Source organism: Tropicimonas sp. IMCC34011 (assembly GCF_003390865.1).
Lineage (GTDB): Bacteria > Pseudomonadota > Alphaproteobacteria > Rhodobacterales > Rhodobacteraceae > Tropicimonas_B.
Genome location: NZ_QMEJ01000002.1, coordinates 278921 through 304119, shown reverse-complemented (window position 1 = coordinate 304119; position 25199 = coordinate 278921). Strand labels below are relative to the sequence as shown.

26 protein-coding genes are annotated in these 25199 nt (G+C 66.9%); 8 read left to right on the top strand and 18 right to left on the bottom strand.

The annotated features are described in order from the left end of the window. Positions 1-117: 117 nt before the first annotated feature. The 6 genes from DQG15_RS07815 to rpsF form a co-directional block, all read right to left on the bottom strand. Positions 118-999 carry a cytochrome c gene (locus DQG15_RS07815; protein WP_116084201.1) on the bottom strand — a complete coding sequence of 294 codons (882 nt, stop codon included), beginning with the start codon at positions 997-999 and terminating at the stop codon, positions 118-120. A gap of 48 nt (positions 1000-1047) precedes the next feature. After that, positions 1048-1512 carry a cytochrome c gene (locus DQG15_RS07810; RefSeq protein ID WP_116084199.1) on the bottom strand — a complete coding sequence of 155 codons (465 nt, stop codon included), beginning with the start codon at positions 1510-1512 and terminating at the stop codon, positions 1048-1050. A 176-nt stretch (positions 1513-1688) separates the two neighbouring features. Further along, positions 1689-2915 (bottom strand): PQQ-dependent sugar dehydrogenase, encoded by a 1227-nt coding sequence (locus DQG15_RS07805; RefSeq protein ID WP_116084198.1) that lies wholly within the window; start codon positions 2913-2915, stop codon positions 1689-1691. A gap of 209 nt (positions 2916-3124) precedes the next feature. Beyond that, a complete protein-coding gene (gene rplI, locus DQG15_RS07800; protein ID WP_116084196.1) occupies positions 3125-3784 on the bottom strand; it encodes a 50S ribosomal protein L9 in 660 nt (219 codons plus the stop codon). Positions 3785-3795: 11 nt separating this feature from the next. After that, positions 3796-4023, bottom strand: coding sequence for a 30S ribosomal protein S18 (gene rpsR, locus DQG15_RS07795; RefSeq protein WP_116084195.1), 228 nt, complete (start codon positions 4021-4023; stop codon positions 3796-3798). Between the two features lie 29 nt (positions 4024-4052). Beyond that, positions 4053-4406: a 30S ribosomal protein S6 gene (gene rpsF / locus DQG15_RS07790; RefSeq protein ID WP_116084193.1), complete on the bottom strand. Its 354-nt coding sequence runs from the start codon at positions 4404-4406 to the stop codon at positions 4053-4055. 280 nt (positions 4407-4686) lie between these two features. On the opposite strand from rpsF, the gene fabD reads away from it, so the two are divergent. The 5 genes from fabD (at position 4687) to DQG15_RS07765 (ending at position 9276) form a co-directional block, all read left to right on the top strand. Continuing rightward, complete coding sequence (gene fabD / locus DQG15_RS07785) at positions 4687-5625, top strand: ACP S-malonyltransferase (protein WP_116084192.1); 939 nt, start codon at positions 4687-4689, stop codon at positions 5623-5625. A gap of 64 nt (positions 5626-5689) precedes the next feature. Further along, positions 5690-6427 carry a 3-oxoacyl-[acyl-carrier-protein] reductase gene (gene fabG / locus DQG15_RS07780; protein WP_116084190.1) on the top strand — a complete coding sequence of 246 codons (738 nt, stop codon included), beginning with the start codon at positions 5690-5692 and terminating at the stop codon, positions 6425-6427. 79 nt (positions 6428-6506) lie between these two features. Continuing rightward, positions 6507-7379 carry an ABC transporter permease gene (locus DQG15_RS07775; protein WP_116084188.1) on the top strand — a complete coding sequence of 291 codons (873 nt, stop codon included), beginning with the start codon at positions 6507-6509 and terminating at the stop codon, positions 7377-7379. Further along, the gene (locus tag DQG15_RS07770; RefSeq protein ID WP_116084186.1) at positions 7376-8179 is read left to right on the top strand and encodes an ABC transporter permease; all 804 of its coding nucleotides are present in this window, start codon (positions 7376-7378) and stop codon (positions 8177-8179) included. The genes DQG15_RS07775 and DQG15_RS07770 overlap by 4 nt, the downstream gene beginning before the upstream one ends. Beyond that, positions 8176-9276: an ABC transporter ATP-binding protein gene (locus DQG15_RS07765; RefSeq protein WP_116084185.1), complete on the top strand. Its 1101-nt coding sequence runs from the start codon at positions 8176-8178 to the stop codon at positions 9274-9276. Before DQG15_RS07770 ends, DQG15_RS07765 begins: the two co-directional genes overlap by 4 nt. 25 nt (positions 9277-9301) lie before the next feature. Here DQG15_RS07765 and DQG15_RS07760 read toward each other — a convergent pair whose 3' ends face one another. From DQG15_RS07760 to gyrA, 6 genes are all read right to left on the bottom strand, one after another. Beyond that, positions 9302-9922, bottom strand: coding sequence for a TetR/AcrR family transcriptional regulator (locus DQG15_RS07760; protein WP_116084714.1), 621 nt, complete (start codon positions 9920-9922; stop codon positions 9302-9304). Continuing rightward, a complete protein-coding gene (ppk2, locus tag DQG15_RS07755) occupies positions 9919-10785 on the bottom strand; it encodes a polyphosphate kinase 2 (protein ID WP_116084183.1) in 867 nt (288 codons plus the stop codon). Before ppk2 ends, DQG15_RS07760 begins: the two co-directional genes overlap by 4 nt. 162 nt (positions 10786-10947) lie before the next feature. After that, the gene (locus tag DQG15_RS07750; RefSeq protein ID WP_116084182.1) at positions 10948-11931 is read right to left on the bottom strand and encodes an alpha/beta fold hydrolase; all 984 of its coding nucleotides are present in this window, start codon (positions 11929-11931) and stop codon (positions 10948-10950) included. Further along, on the bottom strand, positions 11928-12851 hold the full coding sequence (gene metA, locus DQG15_RS07745; protein ID WP_116084180.1) for a homoserine O-succinyltransferase: 924 nt from the start codon (positions 12849-12851) through the stop codon (positions 11928-11930). Before metA ends, DQG15_RS07750 begins: the two co-directional genes overlap by 4 nt. Positions 12852-12881: 30 nt before the next feature. Then, entirely contained in the window at positions 12882-13769 is an 888-nt protein-coding gene (locus tag DQG15_RS07740; RefSeq protein WP_232830759.1) for an ATPase, read from the bottom strand. 132 nt (positions 13770-13901) lie between these two features. Beyond that, positions 13902-16733, bottom strand: a complete 2832-nt coding sequence (gene gyrA, locus DQG15_RS07735; protein ID WP_116084178.1) for a DNA gyrase subunit A — start codon at positions 16731-16733, stop codon at positions 13902-13904. 201 nt (positions 16734-16934) lie between these two features. On the opposite strand from gyrA, the gene DQG15_RS07730 reads away from it, so the two are divergent. Continuing rightward, entirely contained in the window at positions 16935-17204 is a 270-nt protein-coding gene (locus tag DQG15_RS07730; RefSeq protein WP_116084176.1) for an usg protein, read from the top strand. A 22-nt stretch (positions 17205-17226) separates the two neighbouring features. Here DQG15_RS07730 and tyrS read toward each other — a convergent pair whose 3' ends face one another. Continuing rightward, a complete protein-coding gene (tyrS, locus tag DQG15_RS07725) occupies positions 17227-18483 on the bottom strand; it encodes a tyrosine--tRNA ligase (protein WP_116084710.1) in 1257 nt (418 codons plus the stop codon). 63 nt (positions 18484-18546) lie between these two features. On the opposite strand from tyrS, the gene DQG15_RS07720 reads away from it, so the two are divergent. Continuing rightward, positions 18547-19656 carry an anhydro-N-acetylmuramic acid kinase gene (locus DQG15_RS07720; RefSeq protein ID WP_116084175.1) on the top strand — a complete coding sequence of 370 codons (1110 nt, stop codon included), beginning with the start codon at positions 18547-18549 and terminating at the stop codon, positions 19654-19656. A gap of 15 nt (positions 19657-19671) precedes the next feature. On the opposite strand, the gene DQG15_RS07715 is transcribed toward DQG15_RS07720, so the two are convergent. Continuing rightward, positions 19672-20103: a cupin domain-containing protein gene (locus DQG15_RS07715; RefSeq protein ID WP_116084173.1), complete on the bottom strand. Its 432-nt coding sequence runs from the start codon at positions 20101-20103 to the stop codon at positions 19672-19674. Positions 20104-20203: 100 nt separating this feature from the next. Between DQG15_RS07715 and DQG15_RS07710 the strand changes: the two genes are divergently transcribed. After that, positions 20204-20686 carry a PRC-barrel domain-containing protein gene (locus DQG15_RS07710; RefSeq protein ID WP_116084171.1) on the top strand — a complete coding sequence of 161 codons (483 nt, stop codon included), beginning with the start codon at positions 20204-20206 and terminating at the stop codon, positions 20684-20686. Positions 20687-20836: 150 nt separating this feature from the next. On the opposite strand, the gene eno is transcribed toward DQG15_RS07710, so the two are convergent. The 4 genes from eno to tig all read right to left on the bottom strand — a co-directional run bounded on the left by eno (position 20837) and on the right by tig (position 25045). Beyond that, positions 20837-22114, bottom strand: coding sequence for a phosphopyruvate hydratase (gene eno, locus DQG15_RS07705; protein ID WP_116084169.1), 1278 nt, complete (start codon positions 22112-22114; stop codon positions 20837-20839). Positions 22115-22153: 39 nt separating this feature from the next. After that, positions 22154-23065, bottom strand: coding sequence for a DMT family transporter (locus DQG15_RS07700; RefSeq protein WP_116084168.1), 912 nt, complete (start codon positions 23063-23065; stop codon positions 22154-22156). A gap of 77 nt (positions 23066-23142) precedes the next feature. Beyond that, positions 23143-23556, bottom strand: a complete 414-nt coding sequence (locus tag DQG15_RS07695) for a Fur family transcriptional regulator (protein WP_116084166.1) — start codon at positions 23554-23556, stop codon at positions 23143-23145. A 157-nt stretch (positions 23557-23713) separates the two neighbouring features. Continuing rightward, complete coding sequence (tig, locus tag DQG15_RS07690) at positions 23714-25045, bottom strand: trigger factor (RefSeq protein WP_116084165.1); 1332 nt, start codon at positions 25043-25045, stop codon at positions 23714-23716. Positions 25046-25199: the final 154 nt, after the last annotated feature.

The window sequence follows — 25199 nt, the reverse complement described above, 5'->3', positions numbered from 1 at the left end:
GCCCGTACGGTCCATGTCGAGACCGGGGGCCGGCGCCTGAGCAGGTTGCTGACGGTGCAAGCGGCCCACGCTCGGGGCCGGGATCCGGGCGGCGATCCGGTCGGCCGGGCGCGCGCTTTACTCTACCGCGGGCACGGCTTTCACGTAATCGGCGATCGCCTCACGGTCCTTCGCCGGAAGTTGCGACGTGCCGTGGATCACGTCCACCATCGAGCCGCCGGCGGTGTCAAAGTCGGGGGTGAACCCGCTCTCGAGATAATAGGCGATGTCCTCGGCACTCCAGTCGAGCGCGCCGGGCGTGATATTGGGAATGGATCCCTCGCCCGACGGGTTCGGCGCGCCTCCGAGCCAATCGACGGTAATCAGCCCGCCGAGTTCGTCTCGCGATGTGTGGCACTCGCCGCAATGGGCCACGGCCTCCACGAGGTAGCGCCCGCGCTCCGGAATGTCCTCGCCGGTCATGACCCAGCCGTCCGGCATGTAGCGTAGCTTCCACAGGCCGAGGCCGCGGCGCACATTGAAGGGAAAGGGCAGATCGTGCGGGCGGGAGGCGGTGTCGCTCTCGGGAAGGGTCTGCATGTACGCCCAGAGATCGGCCACGTCCTGCAGCTCCATCCGCGAATACGCGACGTACGGAAAGGCGGGGTAGTAGTGCTGGCCTTCCGGGGACACGCCGCGGACCATGGCGTCGGCGAACTCTTCGAGCGACCAGCCGCCGATGCCCGCCTCGGAGGGAGAGATGTTGGGCGTGTAGAAAGTGCCGAAATCGCTGTCGATCGCGTGCCCTCCGGCAAGGATCAGCCGGTCCTCCTCGCTACCGCCTTCGGTGCCATGACACGAGGCGCATCCGCCTGCCGCGAAGATGAGAGCGCCCGCTTCGGCGTCCCCGTCCAGCGAAGCGGTAGCCTCAGGCGCGAGTGGCTTCGTTCGCGTCAGCCAGAGGCCGCCCGCAACGACGATGAGGGCAATGAGAAGGACGGCGAGGAGAAGCTTTTTCATGTCTTGTGTGGCGGGCGGAGCCGCCGATCCGACCCCGCCCTTGCCTGATCAGTTGGACTGGCGGAACTGGCGGTGGCAGGAGCCGCAGGCTTGCCCGATGGGACCGAGTGCCGCGCCGAGGCCCTCCTGGCCGTCTGCGGCGACGTCGACGAGACCATCCGCCGCGGCGCCCAGATCGTCCCACTGGGACTGGAATTCGTCCCATTCCGCCCAGACGGCGGGCAGGGCGCGCGAGTCCTCCATGTCATCGGAGCTGGTACCCTCGGGGAAGAGCGGCCCGAGATTGAGGCTCGCGATCGCGGCGAGGTTCTCGGCGGCCGCTGTCGCCGCCTCCGCATCATACTCGACCTCGCCCTTTGCCATGCCGCCGATCGTGCCAAGGGACAGGCCGAGGACGTTCATCGCGCCCTCGCGGGCCTCAATTGCAGCCTCGCCGTCTTGGGCCACGGCGGTGAGGGGGGAAAGCGCGATGGCGCCGGCGAGCGTCAGGCTGGCAAGGCGGGTGATGAGCATGAAGGGGATCCCTGTCTAATATTTTTAAGTGGCTTCAGAGTGAAGCTTAAGGTCACGACATGACTTGCCCATGAGAAGATACGGGGGCCCGGGTAACGTTGCCGTGAATGCATGCCCGATTTCCATGCCGCCAATCCCGCCCCCCGGCGATCCGGGGGACGGGGTCTGCCGGGTCGTTACTCGGCGGAGAGGCGCAGGAGTGCGCCGTCGTTATAGTCGGTGATCAGGAGGAACGAGCCGTCATCGTCCACCGCGATATCCCTGACGCGGCCGAGATCGGTTGCGAGGCGCTCCTCGCCCGTGACCGTGTCGCCGTCCAGCTCGAGACGGACGATGCCGTCGGAGACCAGCGCAGCGATGAAAAGATCGCCCTGCCAGTCACCGAACATCTCGCCGTCGTAGAACGTCATGCCACCGGGCGCGATGACCGGATCCCAGTAGTAGCGGGGCTGTTCCATTCCGTCCTGCGCGGTGTCGCCGCCGCTGACCTCCGAGCCGTCGTAGTTGATACCGTAGGAGATGACCGGCCAGCCGTAGTTGGTGCCGGCTTCGATGTGGTTCAGCTCGTCACCGCCCTTGGGGCCGTGCTCGATGGTCCAGAACTCGCCGTTCTCGCGGATCGCGGCGCCCTGGATGTTGCGGTGCCCGTAGGACCAGATCTCCGCCAGCGCATCCGACTGATCGGCGAAGGGATTGTCCTCCGGAACGGAGCCGTCGAGGTTCACGCGAACCGTCTTGCCGTAGGTCTTGTCGAGATCCTGAGCGTAGACGCGCTCCTCTTCGGTGTAGTGCTCCCCGGTAGTGATGAGCGCATGGCCCTCGCCGTCAAAGAGGATGCGGGAGCCGTAATGCATCGGCGAGGGGGAGGCGGGCTCCTGAACGAAGATGTCCTCGACGTCCGTCACCTCCGTGAGATCTTCGCTGAGAACACCGCGCCCGGCAGCGGTGGCGGACATGCCCTCGCCCTGCGGCTTGGAATAGGTCCAGTAAATCATCCGGTCCGATCCGAAGTCGGGCCCGATGGCAACGTCCAGAAGGCCAGCCTGCTCGATATTGAGCACATCCGGAAGGCCGGCGATGGGGTCCGAGATGGTGCCGTCGGCCGTGATATGGCGCAGATCGCCGCTCCGCTCGGTCACGAGATATCCATCGCCATCCGGCAGGATTGCGATGCCCCAGGGATGGGTCAGCCCCTCGGCGATGGTGTCCTGCGTCAGAGCGACGCCGCTATCCGCCTGGGGTGCGCGGGTCTGTTCGGCGAAAGCCGGCTCCTGATCGGGGGCGTTCTTCGGACCGACATCCACGGGATCTGCGGTCTGCGCGATCGCGGGGAGGGCCAGGGTGAGTGCAAGCGCGCTGGCGGCAGTGGCGAGCAGCGCATCGGGGCGGCGGCTAAAGGTCATGTCGTCGTCCTTCGTTCATTGATTGTCGAAAGGACAACCGGGGCGGGGTGATCGATGTTCCGAGGGATCACGGGATCGTCGGTCGGGGGCGTATCCCGGCCGGGACAATCATGGGCGCCAGTACCCGAAACGAAGAACGCCCCCGCGGATGTTCCGCGGGGGCGTTCCTGTCTCGTTCGTTCCGCCGACCCGTCAGGGCGGAGAGAAGATCACTCGTCGCCGGTCTGGCCGAGGCGTTCCTTGAGCTCGTCGAGTTCGAGAACGGCGGGCTCGTCGTTCCGCTGCTCGGTCTCGCTTTCCAGCTCGTCGAGCTGGGCGCCACCGATATCGTCGAAGAGTTCCTGGATCTCGAATTCGGCTGCGGCTTCCTCTTCCGCGGCGAGTTCCTGGATCGACTTGCCGGAAGCCTGCAGTTCCGCCTCTTCAGGCGAGCGAGCCACATTCAGCCGGATCGACACTTCCACCTCGGGGTGGAGAACCACGGTCACGGTGTGCAGGCCGAGATCCTTGATCGGCTTCTCGAGCCGGATCTGGCGCTTGTCGACGGTGAAGCCGGCTTCGGTCGCGGCATCGGCGGCGTCACGCGGCGTGACGGAGCCGTAGAGCGCGCCGCCGTCGGAGGCGGAGCGAATCACGATGAAGCTCTGACCGTCGAGATCGCCCGACATCTTCTCGGCCTCTTTCTTCGTCTCGAGGTTCTGAGCCTCGAGCTGGGCCTTCTCGGCCTCGAAGCGGGCGCGGTTGGCTTCGTTCGCACGAAGCGCCTTGCCCTGGGGCAGAAGATAGTTGCGGGCGTAGCCCTCCTTGACGGAGACGACTTCGCCCATCTGGCCGAGCTTGGCCACGCGTTCCAGAAGGATGATGTCCATAGGTCAGTCCCTCACTTCACGGCGTATGGGAGCAGCGCCAGGAACCGGGCACGCTTGATCGCACGGGCGAGCTGACGCTGGTTCTTGGAGCCGACGGCGGTGATCCGGGAGGGGACGATCTTGCCCCGCTCGGAGATGTAACGCTGCAGCAGACGCGTATCCTTGTAGTCGATCGCGGGAGCATTGTCCCCGGCGAACGGATCGGTCTTGCGGCGACGGAAAAACGGTTTGGAGGCCATGTCTTACAGTCCTTTCCTGATGCGGGGTGTCAGCGGCGTTCGCGGCGGGTGTCGCGCTCGTCGCGCTTCTGCATCTGCGCGGACGGGCCTTCCTCGTGCTCGTCCACACGAATGGTGAGCACGCGCATGACGTCGTCGTGGAGGCGCATCAGGCGTTCCATTTCCTGCACGGCGGGCGCCGGCGCATCGGAACGCATGAAGGCGTAGTGGCCCTTGCGGTTCTTGTTGATCTTGTACGCCATCGTCTTGACGCCCCAGTACTCGGAATCGACGACGGAGCCGCCGTTGTCGGTGAGCACCGAGCCGAAATGTTCGATGAGGCCTTCGGCCTGCGTGTTGGACAGGTCCTGACGCGCGATGAAGACATGCTCGTAAAATGGCATGTATATATCCTTGCGGTACGGGGCGGGCTTCACAGGACGGGCGGTTCCGAAGATCGGCTCCGCTGCCCGTCCACGAGGGGCGCCGCCGGTCATAGCAGTAGCGGAGGCTCGCGCCTTACGGGATCAAGGCTTCCTTTGCAAGCGGGAGCTCTTCGGTTGCCGCCGCGCGGGGGCGGGGCTAGATCGGCCGTGGCGCGCGGGGCCGACGCCTCGTGCAAAGAGACAGGACGCCGGCGCCGAGGTGCCGCGTGATGGGCGAGACCCGCGAGGAGAGCAGACAATGAGCCGTGCATTCGTATTTCCGGGGCAGGGAGCCCAGACCGTCGGCATGGGCCGGGCGCTGGCCGAGGCCTACCCGGCCGCAAGGGCCGTGTTCGACGAGGTGGATGCAGCGCTCGGCGAGCCGCTCTCCGCGCTGATCTGGGAGGGCGATGCGGACAACCTCACGCTGACGGAGAACGCCCAGCCCGCGCTGATGGCGACGTCGATCGCCGCGCTTCGGGCGCTGGAGGCGGACGGGATCACGGTGGACAGCGCCGCCTTCGTCGCCGGTCATTCCTTGGGCGAATATTCCGCGCTCTGCGCCGCCGGGGCGCTGGATCTGTCCGATACGGCGCGCCTTCTGCGCATTCGCGGCCGGGCGATGCAGGATGCCGTGCCGGTCGGGCAGGGCGCCATGGCTGCGATCCTGGGGCTCGACTTCGACGCAGTTAGCGCCATCGCGGCGGAGGCCGCCGGGGACGGATGTTGCCAGGCGGCAAACGACAACGATCCCGCGCAGGTGGTAGTCTCCGGCGACAAGGCCGCCGTCGAGCGCGCCGTGGACCTCGCGAAGGAGAAGGGCGCCAAACGCGCGCTGATGCTGCCTGTTTCCGCCCCGTTCCATTGTGAACTGATGTCCCCCGCGGCCGAGACGATGCGCGAAGCGCTGGCCAGCGTCACCATCTCGGCGCCGAAGGTTCCCGTCGTTGCCAACGTGCGCGCCGAGGCGGTGTCCGACCCCGACACGATCCGCGCGCTCCTCGTGGAGCAGGTGACCCACCGGGTCCGCTGGCGCGAGAGCGTCGCATGGATGGCGGCAGAGGGCGTCACTGAGTTCTGGGAGATCGGCGCCGGCAAGGCGCTCTCGGGCATGATCCGGCGGATCGAGAAGGGCGCCGAGGTTCGCGCCATCGGCACTCCGGACGATGTCGCGGCGGCACGGGCCGCCCTCGGGTAATCCCAAGACGCGGGCCGAAGGCAGGACCTCGCGCCGGCATTCACGCATGACAGGAAGGACCAGCATGTTCGATCTTCACGGCAAGACGGCTCTCGTCACGGGCGCCTCCGGCGGCATCGGCGCCGAAATCGCAAGGACGTTGCACAAGGCGGGCGCCTCGGTCGCGCTTTCGGGCACGCGGGAGGCTCCGCTGGAGGCGCTCGCCTCCGAGCTCGGTGACCGGACCGCGGTTCTGCCCTGCGATCTGACCGATCCGGAGGCACAGGCGGGCCTGCCGAAGCGCGTGACCGAGGCGCTCGGCGCCTGCGACATTCTCGTGAACAATGCCGGCATCACCCGAGACCAGCTCTTCATGCGGATGGGTGACGAGGATTGGGCGCAGGTTCTCGAGGTGAACCTCACCGCGGCCATGCGCCTGTCCCGCGCCGCGCTCCGGGGGATGATGAAGGCCCGCTGGGGACGCATCGTCAACATCACCTCCATCGTCGGCGCGACGGGCAATCCCGGACAGGGCAACTACGCTGCCGCCAAGGCCGGTCTCGTCGGCATGTCGAAGTCGCTGGCCGCCGAGGTCGCCTCCCGCGGCGTGACGGTCAACTGCATCGCACCCGGCTTCATCGAGACGGCGATGACGGACAAGCTCGGCGATGAGCAGAAGTCCAAGCTCCTGGCGAACATTCCCATGGGCCGGATGGGCGCGCCCGAAGAGATCGCCGCCGCCGCGCTCTACCTTGCAAGTTCCGAAGCTGGTTACATGACGGGCACGACCCTGCATGTGAACGGCGGCATGGCCATGATCTGAGGCGAAAATCTCCGGCGCCGCTTTACACCGGCGCCGCGCTGTGGTGGCGTTCCGGGAGTTTCGGTCCGAGGGAACACGGGTGGCATTCTGGCAGTCGAGAAGCGAGACGACAAAGGGCTACGCAACCGTGGCCCCGCCGCTGCTATACGCATTCTTCCTTTTGGCCGTGCCCCTCGGGGCGGTGCTGGTGCTGTCGTTCTGGTCGCAGGAATTCCAGACCATCGACCGCACCTTCACGCTCGCCAACTACCGCGAGGCCCTGTCGGACCCGCTCTATCGGCTGCTCCTCTGGCGCTCGGTGAAGATCGCCGGCGCGACGACGATCGTGACGGTCCTGCTGGCCTTCCCCATCGCCTATTTCGTCAGCTTCCACGTCCCGCCGCACAAGAAATCCCTCTGGATCTTCCTGATCACCATTCCGTTCTGGACGAGCTACCTGATCCGGGTCTTTCTCTGGAAGGTGATCCTCGGCTACGGCGGTGTCCTGAACAGCGCGCTGATGGGCCTCGGCGTGATCGATGAGCCGATGACGTTCCTGCTCTACAACGCCAATTCCGTCGTCATCACGCTCGCCCATGCCTTCGCGCCCTTTGCGATCCTGCCGATCTTCGTCTCGCTGGAGAAGATCGACCGCTCGCTCCTCGAGGCGTCCCGCGACCTCGGAGAGAGCACGGCGATGACCTTCCTGCGGGTGACGCTTCCGCTCGCGGCGCCGGGGGTAATCGCCGCGATCCTCATCGTCTTCATCCCGACGGTGGGCGATTACGTGACGCCCCGCCTCGTCGGCGGACCGGACGGGACGATGATTGCGAACATGATCCAGGTGCAGTTCCTGCAACTCTCGAACGCGCCGCTCGGCTCGGCGCTGGCGGTCCTCGCGATGCTGACGGTGACGGTGGTCGCGCTGATCGTCTCCCTCGGTATCGGCCGTCTGGTGAGGGCACCGAAATGAGGGGGCTGAAGCTCTACGCGATCGGCTACCTGATCTTCCTCTATGCGCCCATCGCGCTCCTGCCGCTTTTCGCCTTCAATGACGGGACGGTCATCGCCTTCCCGCTTCAGGGGTTCACGTGGAAATGGTTCGCCGGGCTCGCGACGACGCCGGCGCTCCATGACGCGGTGATCAACTCTCTCCTGATCGCCGTCACCTCCGCGATACTGGCCACGCTGCTCGGCATCTGCGCCGCCCGCGCCAATGCGCGCTACCGCTTCCCGTTCAAGACCGGCATTCTCGGCTTCATCATGGTGCCGCTCGTCCTGCCGGAGATCATCGTCGGCGTGTCGCTTCTCGTGGTGATCGCCAATATCTTCTCGATGCGACTGTCGCTCTGGACCGTGGTTCTCGGGCACACGCTGATCTGCATGCCGTTCGCCATCGCGATCCTCAACTCGGCGTTCGACAACCTCGATGCGTCGCTGGAGGAGGCGGCCGTGGATCTCGGCGAGACGCCGTGGAACACGTTCCGCCTCGTGACGCTGCCGCTCGTTATGCCGGGCATCGTGTCCTCGCTGCTCATCTCCTTCACCATCTCGCTCGACGAGTTCATCATCGCATTCTTCCTCACCGGAGCGGAGCCGACGATGCCCGTCTACATCTGGGCGCAGTTGCGGTTCCCGCAATCACTGCCGATCATCATGGCGCTCGGGACCATCCTCGTCGCGCTGTCCATCGTGCTCCTGACCGTCGCGGAGATCTTCCGCCGTCGGGGCCTCGCGCGGGCCGGGGTCCGCGATACCGGAGGGTTCCTGTGACCGGACCGATCATCAAGCTGGACGGGGTCCACAAGAGCTACGGCGAGGTGGATGTCCTGAAGGGCATCGATCTCGACATCGCGGAAGGTGAGTTCCTGACCCTTCTCGGCCCCTCGGGGTGCGGCAAGACCACTCTCCTGCGGATCATCGCGGGCTTCGAGGAGGTGACGGACGGCGTCTGCCTCATCTCAGGGCGTGACATGGCGGGGGTTCCGGCCAACAAGCGTCCGACCAACATGGTCTTTCAGTCCTACGCCGTCTTCCCGCACCTCACCGTCGCCCAGAACGTCGCCTTCGGCCTCCGCCGCTCGAAGCTCGGCAAGGCGGAGAAGGCGGCCAAGGTGGAAGAGGCACTGGGCATGGTCGGCCTCGGCGGCTACGGCGCCCGCGCCGCCCATGCGCTCTCTGGCGGCCAGCGGCAGCGCGTGGCGCTCGCCCGCGCGCTCATCCTGGAGCCGACCGTGCTGCTCCTCGACGAGCCGCTCTCGGCGCTGGACCGCAAGCTCCGCGAACAGATGCAGTCCGAGCTGCGCCGGCTTCAGCGCCAGGTCGGCATCACGTTCATCCTCGTCACCCATGACCAGGAAGAGGCGCTGATCATGTCGGACCGGATCGCCGTGATGTTCGGCGGCCGGATTGCGCAGCTTGCCCCGCCCCAGGAGCTTTACCGACGCCCCCGCACACTCGACGTCGCCCGCTTCATCGGCGTGATGAACGTGCTGCCCGGCGAGGTGAAGGAGAAGGGCCCTGCCGGCATCGAGGTCCGCGTGGACGGTCTCGGCCGCGCCCGGATCGAGCCGGAGCAGGCCCCCTCGGGGGCGCGGATCGGCACAGGCTGGGCGGGGATCCGGCCCGAGACCATGTCCGTCCTCTTTGCCGGAGAGCAGACCGATCGGAGCGTCGCGGAGGGAGAGGTGGCCGAAGTCACCTATTACGGCGACATGACCTATTACGACGTGATCCTCGACGGCACCGACCGCCCGCTCACGATCTCGATGAAGAACCTGATCGGCCGCGAAGTCCTCGAACGCGGCGCGCGCACCCGCGTATCATGGGATGCGCGCTCCATCGTCTGGTTCGGCGAAGAGGCAGTGTAGCCCGGGCGCGTCGGCCGTCCGCCTGTCAGCGATCGGGCGGGATGAGTCCCAGTCCGCGCAGGTAGATGCCCACTCCGGCCTCCAGCAACTCTTCCGGCTCGAACGGCCCGCGGGTGCCGGCATTGCCGCGGGCGTAGAGTTCGACGACGCCGTGGGACATCGCCCAGATATGCGCCGAGACCATCGAGGGGGGCGGGCGTTTCGCTTCCGGAATAGCGTCGGACAGGCGCTCGGCTGCCTTTTCCACGACCGAGCGGGACCGCGCGGCGGCATCCGCGAGCGCGGAGGTGCGGTTCACGTTCACACCGCTTTCGAACATCGCCTGGTAATGCCCCGGATGCTTGCGCGCGAAAGCGAGGTAGGCGCGGCCCGTCGCCTCGAAACGGGAGAGGGCGGATGGGCCCCCGGTGTCGAAGGCGTATTCCATGAGGTCCGCGAAGATCTCGTAGCCCTGCAGAGCGGCCTCAGCGATCAAATCGTCCTTGCCCTCGAAATGCCGGTAGACCGCGGCGGGCGTCACCCCCGCCGTCTTCGCCGCTTCCGACAGGGTGAAACCCTCCGGCCCCTTCGTCTCGATCAGGGACAGGGCGGCATCCACCAGCGCCTGACGCAGGTTGCCGTGGTGATAGCCACGTTTGCCGGTCATCCGCGCCAGATCTCCGGGCCGCCGCATATCTCGGGATCCGCCTCGCCGATCAGCGCTGCATCACGGCCCTCGTAGGGGACAGCGCGCAGGATCGCGCGGATCGCCTCCAGCCGGGCGCGGCGCTTGTCGTCGGACAGGATCACGGTCCAGGGTGCGATGCCGGTATGGGAGCGAGAGAAGGTGTCACGGATCGCTTCGGAATAGGCGTCCCACTTCTTCAGCCCCTCCACGTCGACCCAAGACAGCTTCCATTGCTTCAGCGGATCGCTTTCGCGCCGCAGCATCCGGTTCAGCTGCTCCGCCCGGCCGACATTGAGCCACAGCTTCACGAGGATGATCCCGTCATCGACCAGCGTGCTTTCGAATGCGGGAAGCTGGCGGAAGAAGGCGTCCCGCTGCGCGTCCGTGCAGAAATCGAACACCCGCTCGACGACGCCGCGATTGTACCAGGAGCGATCGAAGAGCACGAGCTCGCCGCCGGCGGGCAGGTGGGCGACGTAGCGCTGGAAGTACCACTGGGATTGCTCGCGCTCCGTCGGGGTCGGCAGGGCGACGAGCCGGGCAACGCGGGGGTTCAGGTTCTCCCGGACCCGCTTGATCGTCCCGCCCTTGCCGGCCGCATCGCGCCCCTCGAAGACCACCGCGACCCGCCGGCCGGACGCCTTGATCCAGGCCTGAAGCTGCACGAGCTCTCGCTGGAGCGCCTCCAGCTGATCCTCGTACTCGTCCTTGTCCATGCGGTCATCGTACGGATAGGGCGGCTCTAGGATCGTCTTCCCACCGTCCTCGAGCGCCTTGCGCACGTCCTTCGGCGCGCCGGACGTTGCATATTCCGAGATCGCACCATCGAAGGGAAGTGTCATCGAACAGGTCTCCAGCGCTCACGTCGGGTGGGCCATGATGGACGCTCGGACGGATGGAGGGAAGGGGGGATGCCTTGCGACGTCGTCCCTCCCGTCCGCCGGAACGCTCCACGCAAAACTGCGGCCGACCTATGGCCAGGCTCATCGGCAGATGCGGGCCGGCTACCGCGGCCAGGCTTTCGCGGCCACCCTGTCGATTGCCGCCAGCACCTGTTCTTGCGCGACGTGGTGGGGCATATGACCGATGCCGGGGAGTTCGGTGAGGCTCGCATTCGGAAGGATCTTCACGAGGCGGCGCGAATGGACGTCTATGGGGACGATCTTGTCCGCTGTGCCGTGGATGAGTTCGGCGGGGACCTCGATGCCGGGGTAATCCGGCGCCATCTCGAGCAATGCGCCTTTAAGTTCGAAGATCTGCCGGGCATTTGCGCGAACCGAATGCGGACGGAGCGACAGCGGGATGCCGAGATACTCGCGGTAGCCCTCCGGCGGGTCCTGCGGAGCGAAGACGGAATTCAGCGCCCGCCGCTCCACCGGCGGAATCGCGATGGTGCTGGCAAGTGGAGCGATGACAGCGCCGCCGAACTTCCCCGACATGAGCGCATATTGCGGGCCGAGGCCGCCCTCCCACGGCATGGTCGCGCCGGAGACGATGACGAGCCCCGCCACCCGCTCCGGCCGCTCCAGCGCCCAGGCCATCGCAACCGCGCCTCCGTAGGATTGTCCCAGCACGATGGCCTTCTTTACCCCGAGCCGCTCCGCCGCGACGTCGAGGAGGCGCGCCTGCTCCGCCGGCGAGCCGCCATCGGCCGCGATCGGCTCGGTATGGCCAAGGCCCGGACGATCGAACGCGATGACGCGGTAGCGGTCCTTCAGCTTGCCCACGAGGGAGAAGGTGAAGTCCCGCGTGTTGCCGGAGGCGCCGTGAATCAGGATGAGATCCGGACCCGTTCCCTCCACGTGGGCGTGGACGGTGGTATTGCCGATCTGGAGAAGCTGCCCGGTCGGCGGATAATCGAGCGCGGCCTTGCCGATCAGGGCGACGCGGCTTCCCGGAACGTCGTCCTTCGGGGGGCCCTTCGGCACGGCGCAGGCGGCGAGCGCAAGGCCGAGGCCGACGAACCCAAGAGCCGCCCGGCGCTTCATCCCTCGGACCCGATCTGCGCCAGATCGAATGGCGTCGTTTGGTAGATCTGGTTGATCCAGTTGCCGTAGAGCAGGTGCGCGTGGCTCCGCCAGCGATTGAGCGGCGCCTCGGCGGGGTCGTTCCGAGGGAAATAATCGAACGGCAGGGCGACGGCGGTGCCGGAGGCGGCGTCCCGGTCGTACTCCTCCTTGAGCGTGGTGCTGTCGTATTCGAAATGGTTGAAGATGTAATAGGCGCGGCGCCCCGGATCCTCGACGAGGCAGGGGCCGACCTCCTCGCTGTCGAGCAGGACCGAGAGGCCCGGCACGCTCTCGATCTCCGCCCGGCGCATCTCCGTCCAGCGGGAGACGGGCACGATGCAATCGTCCGAGAACCCGCGTAGGAGGGGGTTTGCGGGATCGAGGTTGCGGTGGCGGAAACAGCCGAAGGCCTTGTCCTCCAGGAGGTGCTTAGCGATGCCGTGGAAGTGGTTGATCATCGCCATTCCGCCCCAGCAGACGCCGAAGGTGGAATGGACGTGGCTCTGCGTCCACTCGAAGACCTCGCGCAGCTCGTCCCAGTAGGTGACGTCCGCGAAGGGCAGGTGCTCGATGGGGGCGCCGGTGATGACGAGCCCGTCGAACCGCTCCTCCTTCACGTCCCTGAAGGGGCGGTAGAAGGCCTCCATGTGCTCGGCGGCGGTGTTCCGCGTCTCGTGTTCGCTCATGCGAATAAGGGAGAAATCGATCTGGATCGGCGTCGCGCCGATGAGGCGGGCGAACTGCGTCTCCGTCTGGATCTTCTTCGGCATGAGGTTGAGAAGGCCGATCCGGAGGGGCCGGATCTCCTGCCGCGCGGCCCGGTTCGACCCCATCACCATCACGCCCTCGCGGTCGAGGATGGAATAGGCTGGAAGGTCTTCTGGCAGCGTTATGGGCATGGGGGCTTCCCTGGTGGTGGGACAGGCGATCTATGTGGAGGAGGAGCGCCGCTCAAGGGCGCGGGCAACGAGGTCCTCGAAGGACGCGGCGTCGGTAACGGCAGCGGCCTCCTCGGCGGTGACGGAAATACCCCAGTTCCGGGCCATCGCGGCATATCGCGGCTGGCGGTGGGCGAGGGCCTTGGCATAGGTCCAGCGCACGAACGCGTCCGGATCGACCTCGTCCTCGGGCTGGCCCGTCTCGGCGAGATAGTCGGTCCAGCACGCCTCAAGGAATTCGGGCTGGTAGGACATGGGCTTGGGCGCCCGGTCGAAGCGGCGGACGAGCTCCTGCCGGTGGGCTTCGGAGCCTTCGATCCAGATCATCAGCGTGCAGTCCGAAAGCGCGGTCAGGACCGGATCGGCCGGATCCTCAGGGTCCACCCATTCGCAGATCGACCCGCCGCTGTCGCAGATGAAGTTGGGATAGCCGTAGATCCCGCGGGCCCGGTCGATGAAATGCGACGTGTCCAGGAGACTGGCGATCTCGGAGCGGCGGAACTCCTCCTGGCGCTTGCGATACTCCGCGATCGGCAGGCCGCCCCTCGACGGATCGCCCGGCTTGCCGAGATAGGTCGAAACCGGGGTCAGGTTGTCGAAGGTGATGTTCGAGCCGATGTAGATGGAATCGCTCAGGAGCAGCTCCCGCAGGAACGGCACCCGCATTGCGGCGCGCTTGAAGTCGTCCGCGATGAGCTCGCCCATGTACCGGGTGCCGATGCGGTAATCGATGGAGTAGTGAAACCACGTCCCGGAGCCGCGCAGCATCTTCGACAGATGGGTCTTGCCGAGGCCGGACATCGCGAAGAGCAGCACGGACTTTTCCGGGGCTGCGCGCCAGCTCGGCGCGTCGGGGTAGAGGAGGGGGCGCATCGTCATCTCGGCCTTCGTAGCCGGGGATTCGGGCGGGGGCCAGAGGCGGTTTGCGACGGGCGCGCCATGGCGCCCGGGGGACGTGCCCGGAGCCGGACCGGAAAGCGCCGGACCCTCGGGCCCGGCGCTGTTGTTGTCTCAGTTCTTTGTGCCGTCCTCGCCGCCGCCATCCGGCGAGCCGGACGCATCATCCGTCCCCGCCTCGGAACCGCCGGCACTCAGCTCGTCGGCGACGTCCTCGACGATTTCGGCCTCCCCGCTCTGCTCGGCGATGTAGGCCACGGTCACGACCTCTTCGCCGGGCGCCGTATCGAAGACCTTCACGCCGCCTGCGCTCCTCGAGCGGAACGGGATGCCGGTGACGGAGGTGCGGATGGACTGCCCGCGCGACGTGGCGAGCATGATCTGGTCGTCACCCTGCACCGGGAAGGAGGCCACGAGGGCGCCCCCCCGCATCGCCTTGTCGATCGCGGCGACGCCCATGCCGCCACGCCCGCGCACCGGGTAGTCGTGCGAGGAGGAGACCTTGCCGAGGCCGCGTGCGGTGATCGTCAGGATCAGGTCCTCGTAGGCGCTCATCTCGGCATAGCGCTCGGTGCTGAGGCTGCCGGCCTCGACGCTGTCCTCCTCGTCGTCGGTCTCGGATGCCTCGTCGGTCAGGCCCGCCACGGCGCGGCGCTGCTTGAGATAGGCGACGCGCTCGGTCGCATCGGCCTCGAAGTGGCGGATGACGGACATGGAGACGACGCGGTCCCCCTCGGCGAGACGGATGCCGCGCACGCCGGTGGAGTCGCGACCCTTGAAGATCCGCACGTCCGTCGTGCGGAAGCGGATGGCGCGGCCCAAATGGCTGATGAGCATCACGTCATCATCTTCGGAGGCGATGCGGGCATTCACCAGCTCCACATCGTCGGGCAGCTTCATCGCGATCTTGCCGTTGCGCATGACGTTGGTGAAGTCGCTGAGCGCGTTGCGGCGGACATCGCCCCCCGTCGTCGCGAAGACGATTTGGAGATCGCCCCAGTCCGCCTCGTCACGGTCGACCGGCATGATCGCGGCCACCGAGGTGCCCGGCGCCATGCCGTCGATCACGTTGCGGATGTCCCGGCCGCGGGCCGAGCGGCCGCCCTGCGGAAGGCGCCAGGTCTTCAGCTTGTAGACCATCCCGCCGGTGGAGAAGACGAGCAGCGGCGTATGGGTATTGGCGACGAAGAGCGTCGTGACGACATCGTCGTCCTTGGTGGACATCGCCGAGAGGCCCTTGCCGCCGCGCTTCTGGGAGCGGTACTCGGCGAGGGGCGTGCGCTTGATGTAGCCGGACTGGGTCACGGTAACGACCATGTCCTCCCGCTCGATCAGGTCCTCGTCGTCCATGTCGCCCGACCAGTCGACGATCTCGGTCCGGCGCGGCACGGCGAACTGTTCCCGCACCTCGCGCAGCTCGTCGGAGATGATCGACATGATCCGCTCGCGGGAGCCGAGGATCTCGAGGTAGTCCTTGATCTTCGCGGCCAGCTCCTCGAGCTCGTCCGTCACTTCCTTGACGCCGATCTGGGTCAGCCGCTGGAGACGCAGCTCGAGGATCGCGCGGGCCTGCGTCTCGGAGAGGTTGTAGGTCCCGTCGTCGTTCATCGTGTGGGACGGATCGTCGATCAGTCGGATGTAATCAGCGATGTCCGCGGCCGGCCAGCGGCGCGTCATCAGCTTCTCGCGTGCCTCGGCGGCATCGGCGGAGGCGCGGATCGTGGCCACCACCTCGTCCACGTTCGAGACGGCGACGGCGAGACCGCACAGGATGTGGCTCCGCTCGCGCGCCTTGCGCAGCTCGAACGCCGTCCGGCGGGCGACGACATCCTCGCGGAAATCGACGAAGGCGGTGAGGAAGCCGCGCAGCGTGAGCTGTTCCGGACGGCCCCCGTTCAGCGCCAGCATGTTGCAGCCGAAAGAGGTCTGCATCGGGGTGAAGCGGAACAGCTGGTTCAGCACGACCTCGGCCGTCGCGTCCCGCTTCAGCTCGATGACGACGCGGACGCCCACGCGGTCGCTTTCGTCCTGGATGCCGGAGATGCCTTCGAGCTTCTTGTCGCGGACGAGCTCGGCGATCTTCTCGATCATCGACGCCTTGTTCACCTGATAGGGAATCTCGTCGAGGACGATGGCGTAGCGGTCCTTGCGGATCTCCTCGACGCGGGTCCGGGCCCGCAGGATCACGGAGCCGCGGCCTTCGAGATAGGCTTTGCGCGCGCCGGAGCGGCCGAGCATGATCGCGCCGGTGGGGAAGTCCGGGCCGGGGATGTACTCGATCAGCTGCTCCGAGGTGAGGTCCGGATCCTCGATCAGTGCGAGCGTCGCGTCCACCACCTCGCCGAGATTGTGCGGCGGGATGTTCGTCGCCATGCCGACGGCGATGCCGCCAGCGCCGTTGACGAGCATGTTCGGGAAGCGCGCCGGCAGGACGACCGGCTCCTTGTCCTTGCCGTCGTAATTGTCCTGGAAGTCGACCGTTTCCTTCTCGATATCCGCGAGAAGGGCCTGCGCCGGGCGGTCCATTCGGACCTCGGTGTAGCGCATGGCCGCGGCGCTGTCGCCGTCCATCGAGCCGAAGTTGCCCTGACCGTCCAGCAGCGGCAGGGACATCGAGAAGTCCTGCGCCATACGCACCAGCGCGTCGTAGATCGCGCTGTCGCCGTGGGGGTGATAGCGCCCCATCGTGTCGCCCACGGGGCGGGCGGACTTGCGGTAGGCCTTGTCGTGCGTGTTGCCGGTCTCGTGCATCGCGTAGAGGATGCGGCGGTGGACCGGTTTGAGCCCGTCACGCAGATCCGGAATGGCCCGGCTGACGATGACGGACATCGCGTAGTCGAGATACGACGTGCGCATCTCGTCGGCGATGGAAATCGTCGGCCCGGAGGGACCCGGCGTCTGCGGGATTTCCTCTTCGGAATCAGGGGGTTCGGGCGTGTCGCTCATCAGATTGCCTGCGCTCCGAGCGCTTCTCTAGATATTGTTGAGGCATTCTATCCCATACGCCATATCGAGTGCAACGGAATGCGGGCGCCGCGATTGGCAGCCGACGCGTCCATTGGACAACATACTGTTTTCGTTGACCTGTTTTGGAGCTGTGGCAAGCTGCCCTCAGGGGTGCGCGATAGAGGGGCGGGGAGGGCTTTGATGAACGCCAGCGATACCGAACTCATGCTCAGGGGATACGGACTGACGACGGCGGAGATGTTTTACCGGATGCCGGACTACAGGAACGTCCTGAACACCTTCATCTGGCAGGGCTATGACCTTGCGCCGGACCATCCGCGATTGCTCGCGTTCATCGACTTCTGGAAAGGGGAGATCGAGGGGCCGCTGCACTCCGTGCGCTTCACCCACCGCAAGCAGATCTCCCCCGGTGAGTGGCGAAACGTCACCGGGGAATTCACGCAGCATTAGGGACGGGCGTCCCGGCGTCCGCTCAGAGGGCAACCATCACGAGGGCGTGGCGCTTCCGGCCCGCACTCAGCTTGACGGGATCGGCGAGCGCCACCGCGTCCAGCATCAGGCCGGGATCGGTGAGGGTCTCGTCATTCATCTTCGCTCCGCCCTCGGTGATCAGGCGCCGCGCATCCTTGCCGGATTTCGCGAGGCCGGAGCGCACGAAGAGCTGGGCGACGGAGATGCCCTCGGCCAGCTCGTCCTGCGCCAGCGCCAGCGTCGGAAGGTCGGCGCCCGCGCCGCCCTTCTCGAAGACCTCCCGCGCCGTCTCCTGCGCCGCGCGCGCCGCCTCGGCGCCGTGCAGGAGCGTCGTCACCTCGTCGGCCAGAACGATCTTGGCATCATTGATCTCCGAGCCGCCGAGCGCACCCAGCCGCTCGCACTCCTCTACCGGCAGATCGGTGTAGAGCTTGAGGAACCGGCCGACATCGGCGTCGGTGGTGTTGCGCCAGAACTGCCAGAACTCGTAGGGGCTCAGCATCTCCGAGTTGAGCCAGGTCGCCCCGCCGGCGCTCTTGCCCATCTTCCGCCCGTCGGACGTCGTGAGGAGCGGCGTCGTCAGGCCGAAGATCTGCTGGTCGGCCACGCGGCGGGTGAGGTCGATCCCGTTGACGATGTTGCCCCACTGGTCCGAGCCGCCCATCTGCAGGACGCAGCCGTAGCGCCGGTTCAGCTCGAGGAAATCGTAGGCCTGCAGAATCATGTAGTTGAATTCGAGGAAGGAGAGGGATTGCTCCCGGTCCAGCCGCGACTTCACGCTTTCGAAGGACAGCATCCGGTTGACGGAGAAGTACCGCCCGATATCGCGCAGGAAGTCGAGATAGTTCAGACCGTCCAGCCACTCGGCGTTGTCGAGCATGAGCGCGCCCGAGGGCGTGTCCGAGTAGTCGAGGTAGCGCGAGAAGACGGCACCCATCCCCTCGATGTTGGCCGCGATCTGATCGGGCCCGAGAAGGGGGCGCTCGTCGCTGCGGAAGGAGGGATCGCCCACCTTCGTCGTGCCGCCGCCCATCAGCGTGATCGGCTTGTGCCCCGTCTTCTGCAGAAGACGCAGGAGCATGATGTTCAGAAGGTGCCCGACATGAAGCGACGCCGCTGTCGCGTCGTAGCCGATATAGGCCGGGACCGGATCGCCGGAGACCAGGCGGTCGTCCAGGGCCTGCAGGTCGGTGCAGTCGGCGAGGTAGCCGCGCTCGATCAGCGCGGTCAGAAAGTCGGATTTCGGGTGGTAGGTCATGGCGGCCCGGTCCATTGTCGTGTCCGCGCCTCCTTACCGGGGGCCAGCGGAGAGGGAAAGCCGATGTCGAGGCACGGGGCCATGCGTGTGGCCGGAACCATGTCCGGGACTTCGCTCGATGGGGTCGACGCCGCCATCGTCGAGACCGACGGTCTGTCGATCACGGGCTTTGGCCCAAGCGCCTACAGGCCTTATTCGCAGGATGAGCGGGACACGCTCCGCGCCGCGCTCGGCCGCTGGCCCGGCGAGGAGGGCGTGGAGGCAGCGGCCGAGATCGTCGAGACCGCCCATGCAGAAGTGCTCTCCGGCCTCGGACCGTTCGACGCGGTCGGCTTCCACGGCCAGACCCTGGCGCACGATCCGGGCGGACGGGGGACGCATCAGGCCGGGGACGGCAATGTCCTCGCCGAGGTCCTGCCGCAGCGCGTCCCGGTGGTCTGGGATTTCCGCAGCAACGACGTACAGCTGGGCGGGCAGGGCGCGCCGCTCGCCCCCGCCTTTCACCACGCGCTCGCGGTCCATGTCGGCGCGGAGGAGCCGCTCGCGTTCCTCAATCTCGGCGGCGTCGGAAACCTGACCTGGGTCGATCCCCGCATCGGCGCGGTCGAGGAGCCGGGCGCCGTCCTCGCCTTCGACACCGGGCCCGCCAACGCGCCGGTGGACGATCTGATGCGCCAGCGTCTCGGCAGACCGTTCGACGAGGGGGGCGCGCTCGCCATCAGCGGTGAGCCCGACGAGGCGATCCTGTCTGACTTCCTCAGCCATCCATATTTCTTCCGGATGCCGCCCAAATCGCTCGACCGGAACGATTTCCCCGGCCTCGTCCGTGCGGTGGAGAGGCTTTCGGACGCCGATGCCGCCGCCACCCTCACCGCCGCGGCCGCGCTGGCGGTCCTGCGCGGGGCGGAGCATTTTCCGGCTCCCGTCACGCGCCTTCTCGTTACAGGCGGGGGGCGGCTCAACCCCGCCCTGATGGAAATGATCGCCGGCGGTCTCGAAAACGTGCGGGTCGAAGCGGTCGAGGCGGCCGGGCTGGACGGGGACATGCTAGAAGCGCAGGCGTTCGGCCATCTCGCCGTCCGTGTCCTGCGCGGTCTGCCGACGAGTTTCCCCGGAACCACCGGCGTGCGGGCCGCGGTAGGCGGGGGGCAGGTGGCACGGCCGGCGGCGTGAGCCCGGCCGCCGCCGTCAGCCGAGCGGAATGTCGAAGCCCTCGGGGGCCATCTCGAACCCCTCGAAGCGGAAGCCCGGCGAGACGGTACAGCCGACCAGCGTCCATGCGCCCGAGCTTCGGGCGGCCTGCCACCAGCCATTCGGCACGATGATCTGCGGGCGCTGTCCGGCGGCAAAATCAGAGCCCAGCGTCATGGGCGTCGCCGGCCCCTCATCGGTCCGCGACAGCGCCAGGACGAGCGGATCGCCCGCGTAGAAATGCCAGACCTCGTCGGCATCGACTCGGTGCCACCGGCTCACCTCTCCCGCGGCGAGAAGGTAGTAGATCGCCGTACCGGACGGCCGTTCTCCCGCGGCGCCCCACGACACCCAGCTCTGCCGGTAATGGCCGCCCTCGGGATGCGGCTCGAGGGACAGGCCCGCGATGATCTCCTCGGCTGTCTGCATCGCTCACTCTCGTTTCCGTTTGATTTCCGTGGCGTAGTTGGAACCTTCGCTCCTCCGGGTCTGTTGGTATCGCAATTGAACGAACAAAGGGAGCATCCCAATGAAACTGATGATCGCATCTGCCCTCGCCCTGACCGTGGCAGCCCCGGCAGCCTTTGCCCAGGACGCCGCCGAGCCGGTGACCGACGAGAACATGGCGGCCGAGACGACCGCCGCCACCGCCGGCGACATGGACTACGCGAACCTGATCCGTACCCGGGACATCACCGGCGGCGACATCTATTCGCTGAACGACGGCATGGGCGACGAAGAGTGGACGTCCGACACGATGTATGACGGCGTCGGCGACAACTGGAACGACATCGGCGAGATCGAAGACGTCGTGCTCGACACGAGCGGCCAGATGGTCGGCATCGTGGCCGAGGTCGGCGGCTTCCTCGACATCGGCGACAAGCACGTCTTCATCCCGGTCGACAACGTGCGCCTCGTTCCCGTCGATGATGCCGAATACGCCTACGTGACGCAGTACTCCGAAGAGCAGCTCGAAGAGCTCGAAGGCGTCGACGAAGGCTGGTGGGACTAATCACGCCCGAGGTTTGATACCTCCGAGGCCTGATGCCTGACAGATGAAGAAGGGCCCGCCGATCCGGCGGGCCCTTTTTTCGTGCGCGATGCGAGCCTCGGCGCGGCTGGCTGGAGCGGAGACGTAATCGCTCCGCCCGGCCTGCCGTCTTCAGTCGCGAAGGATCGAGCGGCCGGCGTAGACGGCGCTTTCGCCCAGCATCTCCTCGATCCGGATCAGCTGGTTGTACTTCGCCAGCCGGTCGGAGCGCGACAGGGACCCGGTCTTGATCTGCCCGCAATTGGTCGCGACGGCGAGATCGGCGATGGTCGTGTCCTCGGTTTCGCCGGAGCGGTGGGACATCACGCAGGTCATTCTCGCACGGTGGGCCATGTCCACGGCGGCGAGCGTCTCCGTCAGCGTGCCGATCTGGTTGACCTTGACCAGAAGCGAGTTGGCGGCACCGCGGGCGATGCCTTCGGCCAAGCGCTCTGGATTGGTGACGAAGAGATCGTCGCCGACGAGCTGCACCTTGTCGCCGAGCGCCTGGGTCAGCGCCTTCCAGCCATCCCAGTCATCCTCGGAGCAGCCGTCCTCGATGGAGATGATCGGGTAATCGCGCACCAGTGCCTCGAGATACGCGACGTTCTCGTCCGCGGAGAGAACCTTGTCCTCGCCCGAGAAGGCATAGCGACCGTCCTTGAAATACTCCGTCGCGGCGCAATCGAGGGCGAGATAGATGTCTTCTCCGGGGGTGTAGCCGGCCTTCTCGATGGAGCGCAGGATCACGTCCAGGGCCTCGCGGGTGGAGGACAGGTCCGGCGCGAAGCCGCCCTCGTCGCCGATGCCGGTGGACAGGCCCTGTGCGCCGAGTTCCTTCTTCAAAGTGTGGAACACCTCCGACCCCATGCGGACCGCCTCGGCGATGGAGGTGGCCGAGACCGGCATGATCATGAATTCCTGGATGTCGATCGGGTTGTCCGCGTGTTCGCCGCCGTTGATGATGTTCATCATCGGAACGGGCAGGGTGCGCGCCGAGGTGCCGCCGACATAGCGGAAGAGCGGCTGCCCGGTATAATCTGCCGCCGCCCGCGCCACGGCGAGGGAGACGCCGAGGATCGCGTTGGCGCCGAGACGGCCCTTGTTGTCCGTCCCGTCCATCTCGATCATCGCGGTGTCGATCGCGACCTGCTCGATCGCCTCGAAGCCGACGAGGGCTTCCGCGATCTCGCCGTTCACCGACGCCACCGCATCGAGGACGCCCTTGCCCTTGTAGCGGGCGGCATCGCCATCCCGTCGCTCGACGGCTTCGTAGGCACCGGTGGATGCGCCGGACGGCACGGCGGCCCGGCCCAGCGTTCCGTCCTCCAGCGTCACGTCGACCTCGACCGTGGGGTTCCCCCGGCTGTCGAGAATCTCGCGGGCGTGGATGTCGATGATGGTGCTCATGGTGTCGGCTCCCCGTGGCAACTTTTCGTTACTTGATGCTTAGCGGCGGCGGCGGGGCGGCGAAAGGGGGCTTTCTCCACCGGGCGGGCGCACCGCTTTCAGCCGCTCCCGCGCCAGGGTGTAGAGGCCGGAGGCGATGATGATCGCGGCGCCGAGAAGCGTCCAGGCATCCGGCCGCTCACCGAAGACCACCGCGCCGACGATGAGCGCGAAGAGCAGACGCGCGTAGCGGAACGGCGCGATGAAGGCGATGTCCCCGATGCGGGACGCTCCGACGAGGGCGTAGTAGCCGCTCGTGCCGAAGAGAAGCGCGGCCGCGAGCCGCAGCGCATCGCCGCCGTCCATCGGCTCCCAGACCCCGCCGGACAGCGCAATGAGGAAGAGCCCCGCCGGCATCGCGGCGCCGAAGCCGTAGCTCGACAGGACGAGGGACGGCACCCCCGGCGGTACGCGGCGCGTGGCGATGTCCCGCGCGGCGAGGGCGAACACCGCCACGACGGCGAGCAGCGAGACAGGCTCGAACCCGGCCGCGCCGGGGCGTACGATCATCAGAACGCCCGCAAGGCCGACCGTGATCGCCGTCCACCGCCGCCAGCCGACATCCGCTCCGAGGAGGAGAGCCGCCCCGAGCGTCACGACGAGAGGCACCGCCTGAAGGATCGCCGAGGCGACGGAGAGGTCCGACAGGGTGATGGCGGAGATGAACGACAGCGCCGCCACCGCCTCGGCGACATTCCGGACGATGACCGCGGGATGCAGGAAGTGGCGCGAGAGGACGGAGGCGCCCGAGGCCTTTGCCGCCGCCCCGAAGACGCACATGCCGCAGAAGCCGAGGATGACGAGGATCTGTCCCGTCGGCAGGTAGGCCGATGCGGCCTTGATGAACATGTCCTCCATGGCGAAGCCCGCCATGGCGGCGATCATCAGCAGCATTCCCCTGATATTATCCATCGATCCGGCTCCTTCTTGCGGTCCCCCCGTGGCGGGTCCGGACCGGAGGCGCAAGGGGCAGCGGGCGGAGCGAGGAGCTAGCTCTTGTCGATTCGCGTGCCGTAAAGCTTGAGACGGTGCCCCTCGAGCCGATAACCGAGGCGCTTCGCGATCTTTTCCTGAAGGGCTTCGATTTCGGGATCGACGAATTCGATCACCTCGCCCGTGGCGAGGTCGATGAGGTGGTCGTGGTGGTCCCGCTCGGCATCCTCGTAGCGCGCGCGTCCGTCGCCGAGCTCGACGCGCTCCAGGATGCCGACCTCCTCGAAGAGCTTCACGGTACGATAGACTGTGGCGAGCGAAATCCTCGGGTCGCGCCGCGTGGCCCGGGCATGCAGCTCCTCCACGTCGGGATGGTCCGAGGCCGTGCTCAGGACCTCGGCGATCACGCGACGCGGACCGGTCAGCCGCAGGCCGCTTGCCCCGATCCTCTGAAAGATGCTGCCCGCCATCGGTCTCCCGCCCGGCTCGTCCACCCGTGAGGCCGAGGGACTACAGGATAGGGCGGTGAGGGGGAAGGCGGGGGACGGTGCCCTCTACCCGCGAAAAGGGCCGCCCCTTCCGGGACGGCCCTTTCCGAAATTCACACCGGGGCGGAGCCCGTGGGGATCACTCCTCGTCGTCGAGGGCGTCCACCGCGGCTTTCAGCTCGTCCTTGTCGGACGTCTTTTCCTCGACCGTCGCCTGCTCGAAGATGTAGTCGACGACCTTGTCCTCGAAGATCGGCGCGCGGAGCTGCTGCTGGGCCTGCTGGTTCTGCTGGATGAACTCGAAGAACTGACGTTCCTGACCCGGATACTGGCGGGCCTGAGTCATGACGGCCTGCGTCATCTCGGCGTCGGAGACCTCGATCTCCTGCTTGCGGCCGAGTTCGGCGAGGAGGAGGCCCAGACGGACGCGGCGCTCGGCGAGCGTCTTGTGCTCGTCGGTGGGCTCGATCTTGCCGTGATCGTGGCCATGCTCTTCGGGGTGCTCCTCGTGGTGGAGCTGGTGGGCGATCTGGTCGGCCTCGGCCTGCACCAGCGACGGCGGCAGGTCGAAGGACACCTTCTCGTCGAGCGCGTCGAGAAGACGGCGCTTCATGACGGCGCGGGCGGCGGAGGCATACTCGGCTTCCAGCTTCTCGCGGACCTGACCCTTCAGGGCCTCGAGGTCCTCGGCGCCGAACTTGGTGGCCAGCTCGTCGTCGATCTTGGCGTCGGAGGGCGCCTTCACGGCCTTGACCGTGGTCTCGAAGACCGCGTCCTTGCCGGCGAGGTGCTCTGCGCCGTACTCGGCGGGGAAGGTCACCTCGACATCGCGCTTGTCGCCGGCCTTCACGCCCACGAGCTTCTCTTCGAAGCCGGGGATGAACTGGCCGGAGCCCAGCGTCAGCGGGAAGTCGTCCGCGGTGCCGCCCTCGAAGGCTTCGCCGTCGACGCGGCCGATGAAGTCGATGACCACCTGGTCGCCGTCCTCGGCTGCGCCGTCCTTGTCGTCGAAGCTCTTGGCTTGCGCGGCAAGACCCTGGAGCGCTTCGTCGATGGCCTCGTCATCGGCCTTCACGACCAGCTTATCGAGCGAGATGGAGGACAGGTCCGGCTCGGGGATCTCCGGCAGGGCCTCGTACTGCATTTCGACCTCGACGTCGTCGCCGGGCTTCCACTGCTCGCCGGTGGTCATCTTGACCTCGGGCTGCATGGCCGGGCGGTCGCCGCTTTCCTCGAAATGCTTCGACATCGCGCCGTCGACGGTTTCCTGCATCGCTTCGCCGAGCAGACGGTCGCCGTACTGTTTCTTGAGAAGCGCGAGCGGCACCTTGCCCTTGCGGAAGCCCTTCATCTCGATCTGGGGCTGCGCCTCGACCAGCTTCTCGTCCACCTTCTCGTTCAGCTCGGAAGCCGGGATGGTGATCTTGTAGCCGCGCTTCAGGCCCTCGTTTGTGGTCTCGGTGACCTGCATGGGGGAGCGTCCTTCGTTTGCTGTCGTTGCGGGGGCCGCGCAATCGGAGCGCGGCGCGTGTTCGTGAAATTGGGCGCCCTTCTAGGGGCGCGTCCGTGTCCGCGCAAGCACAATGGCCGGCCGGCCCGGGCTGCCGGACCCCGATCCCCACCGG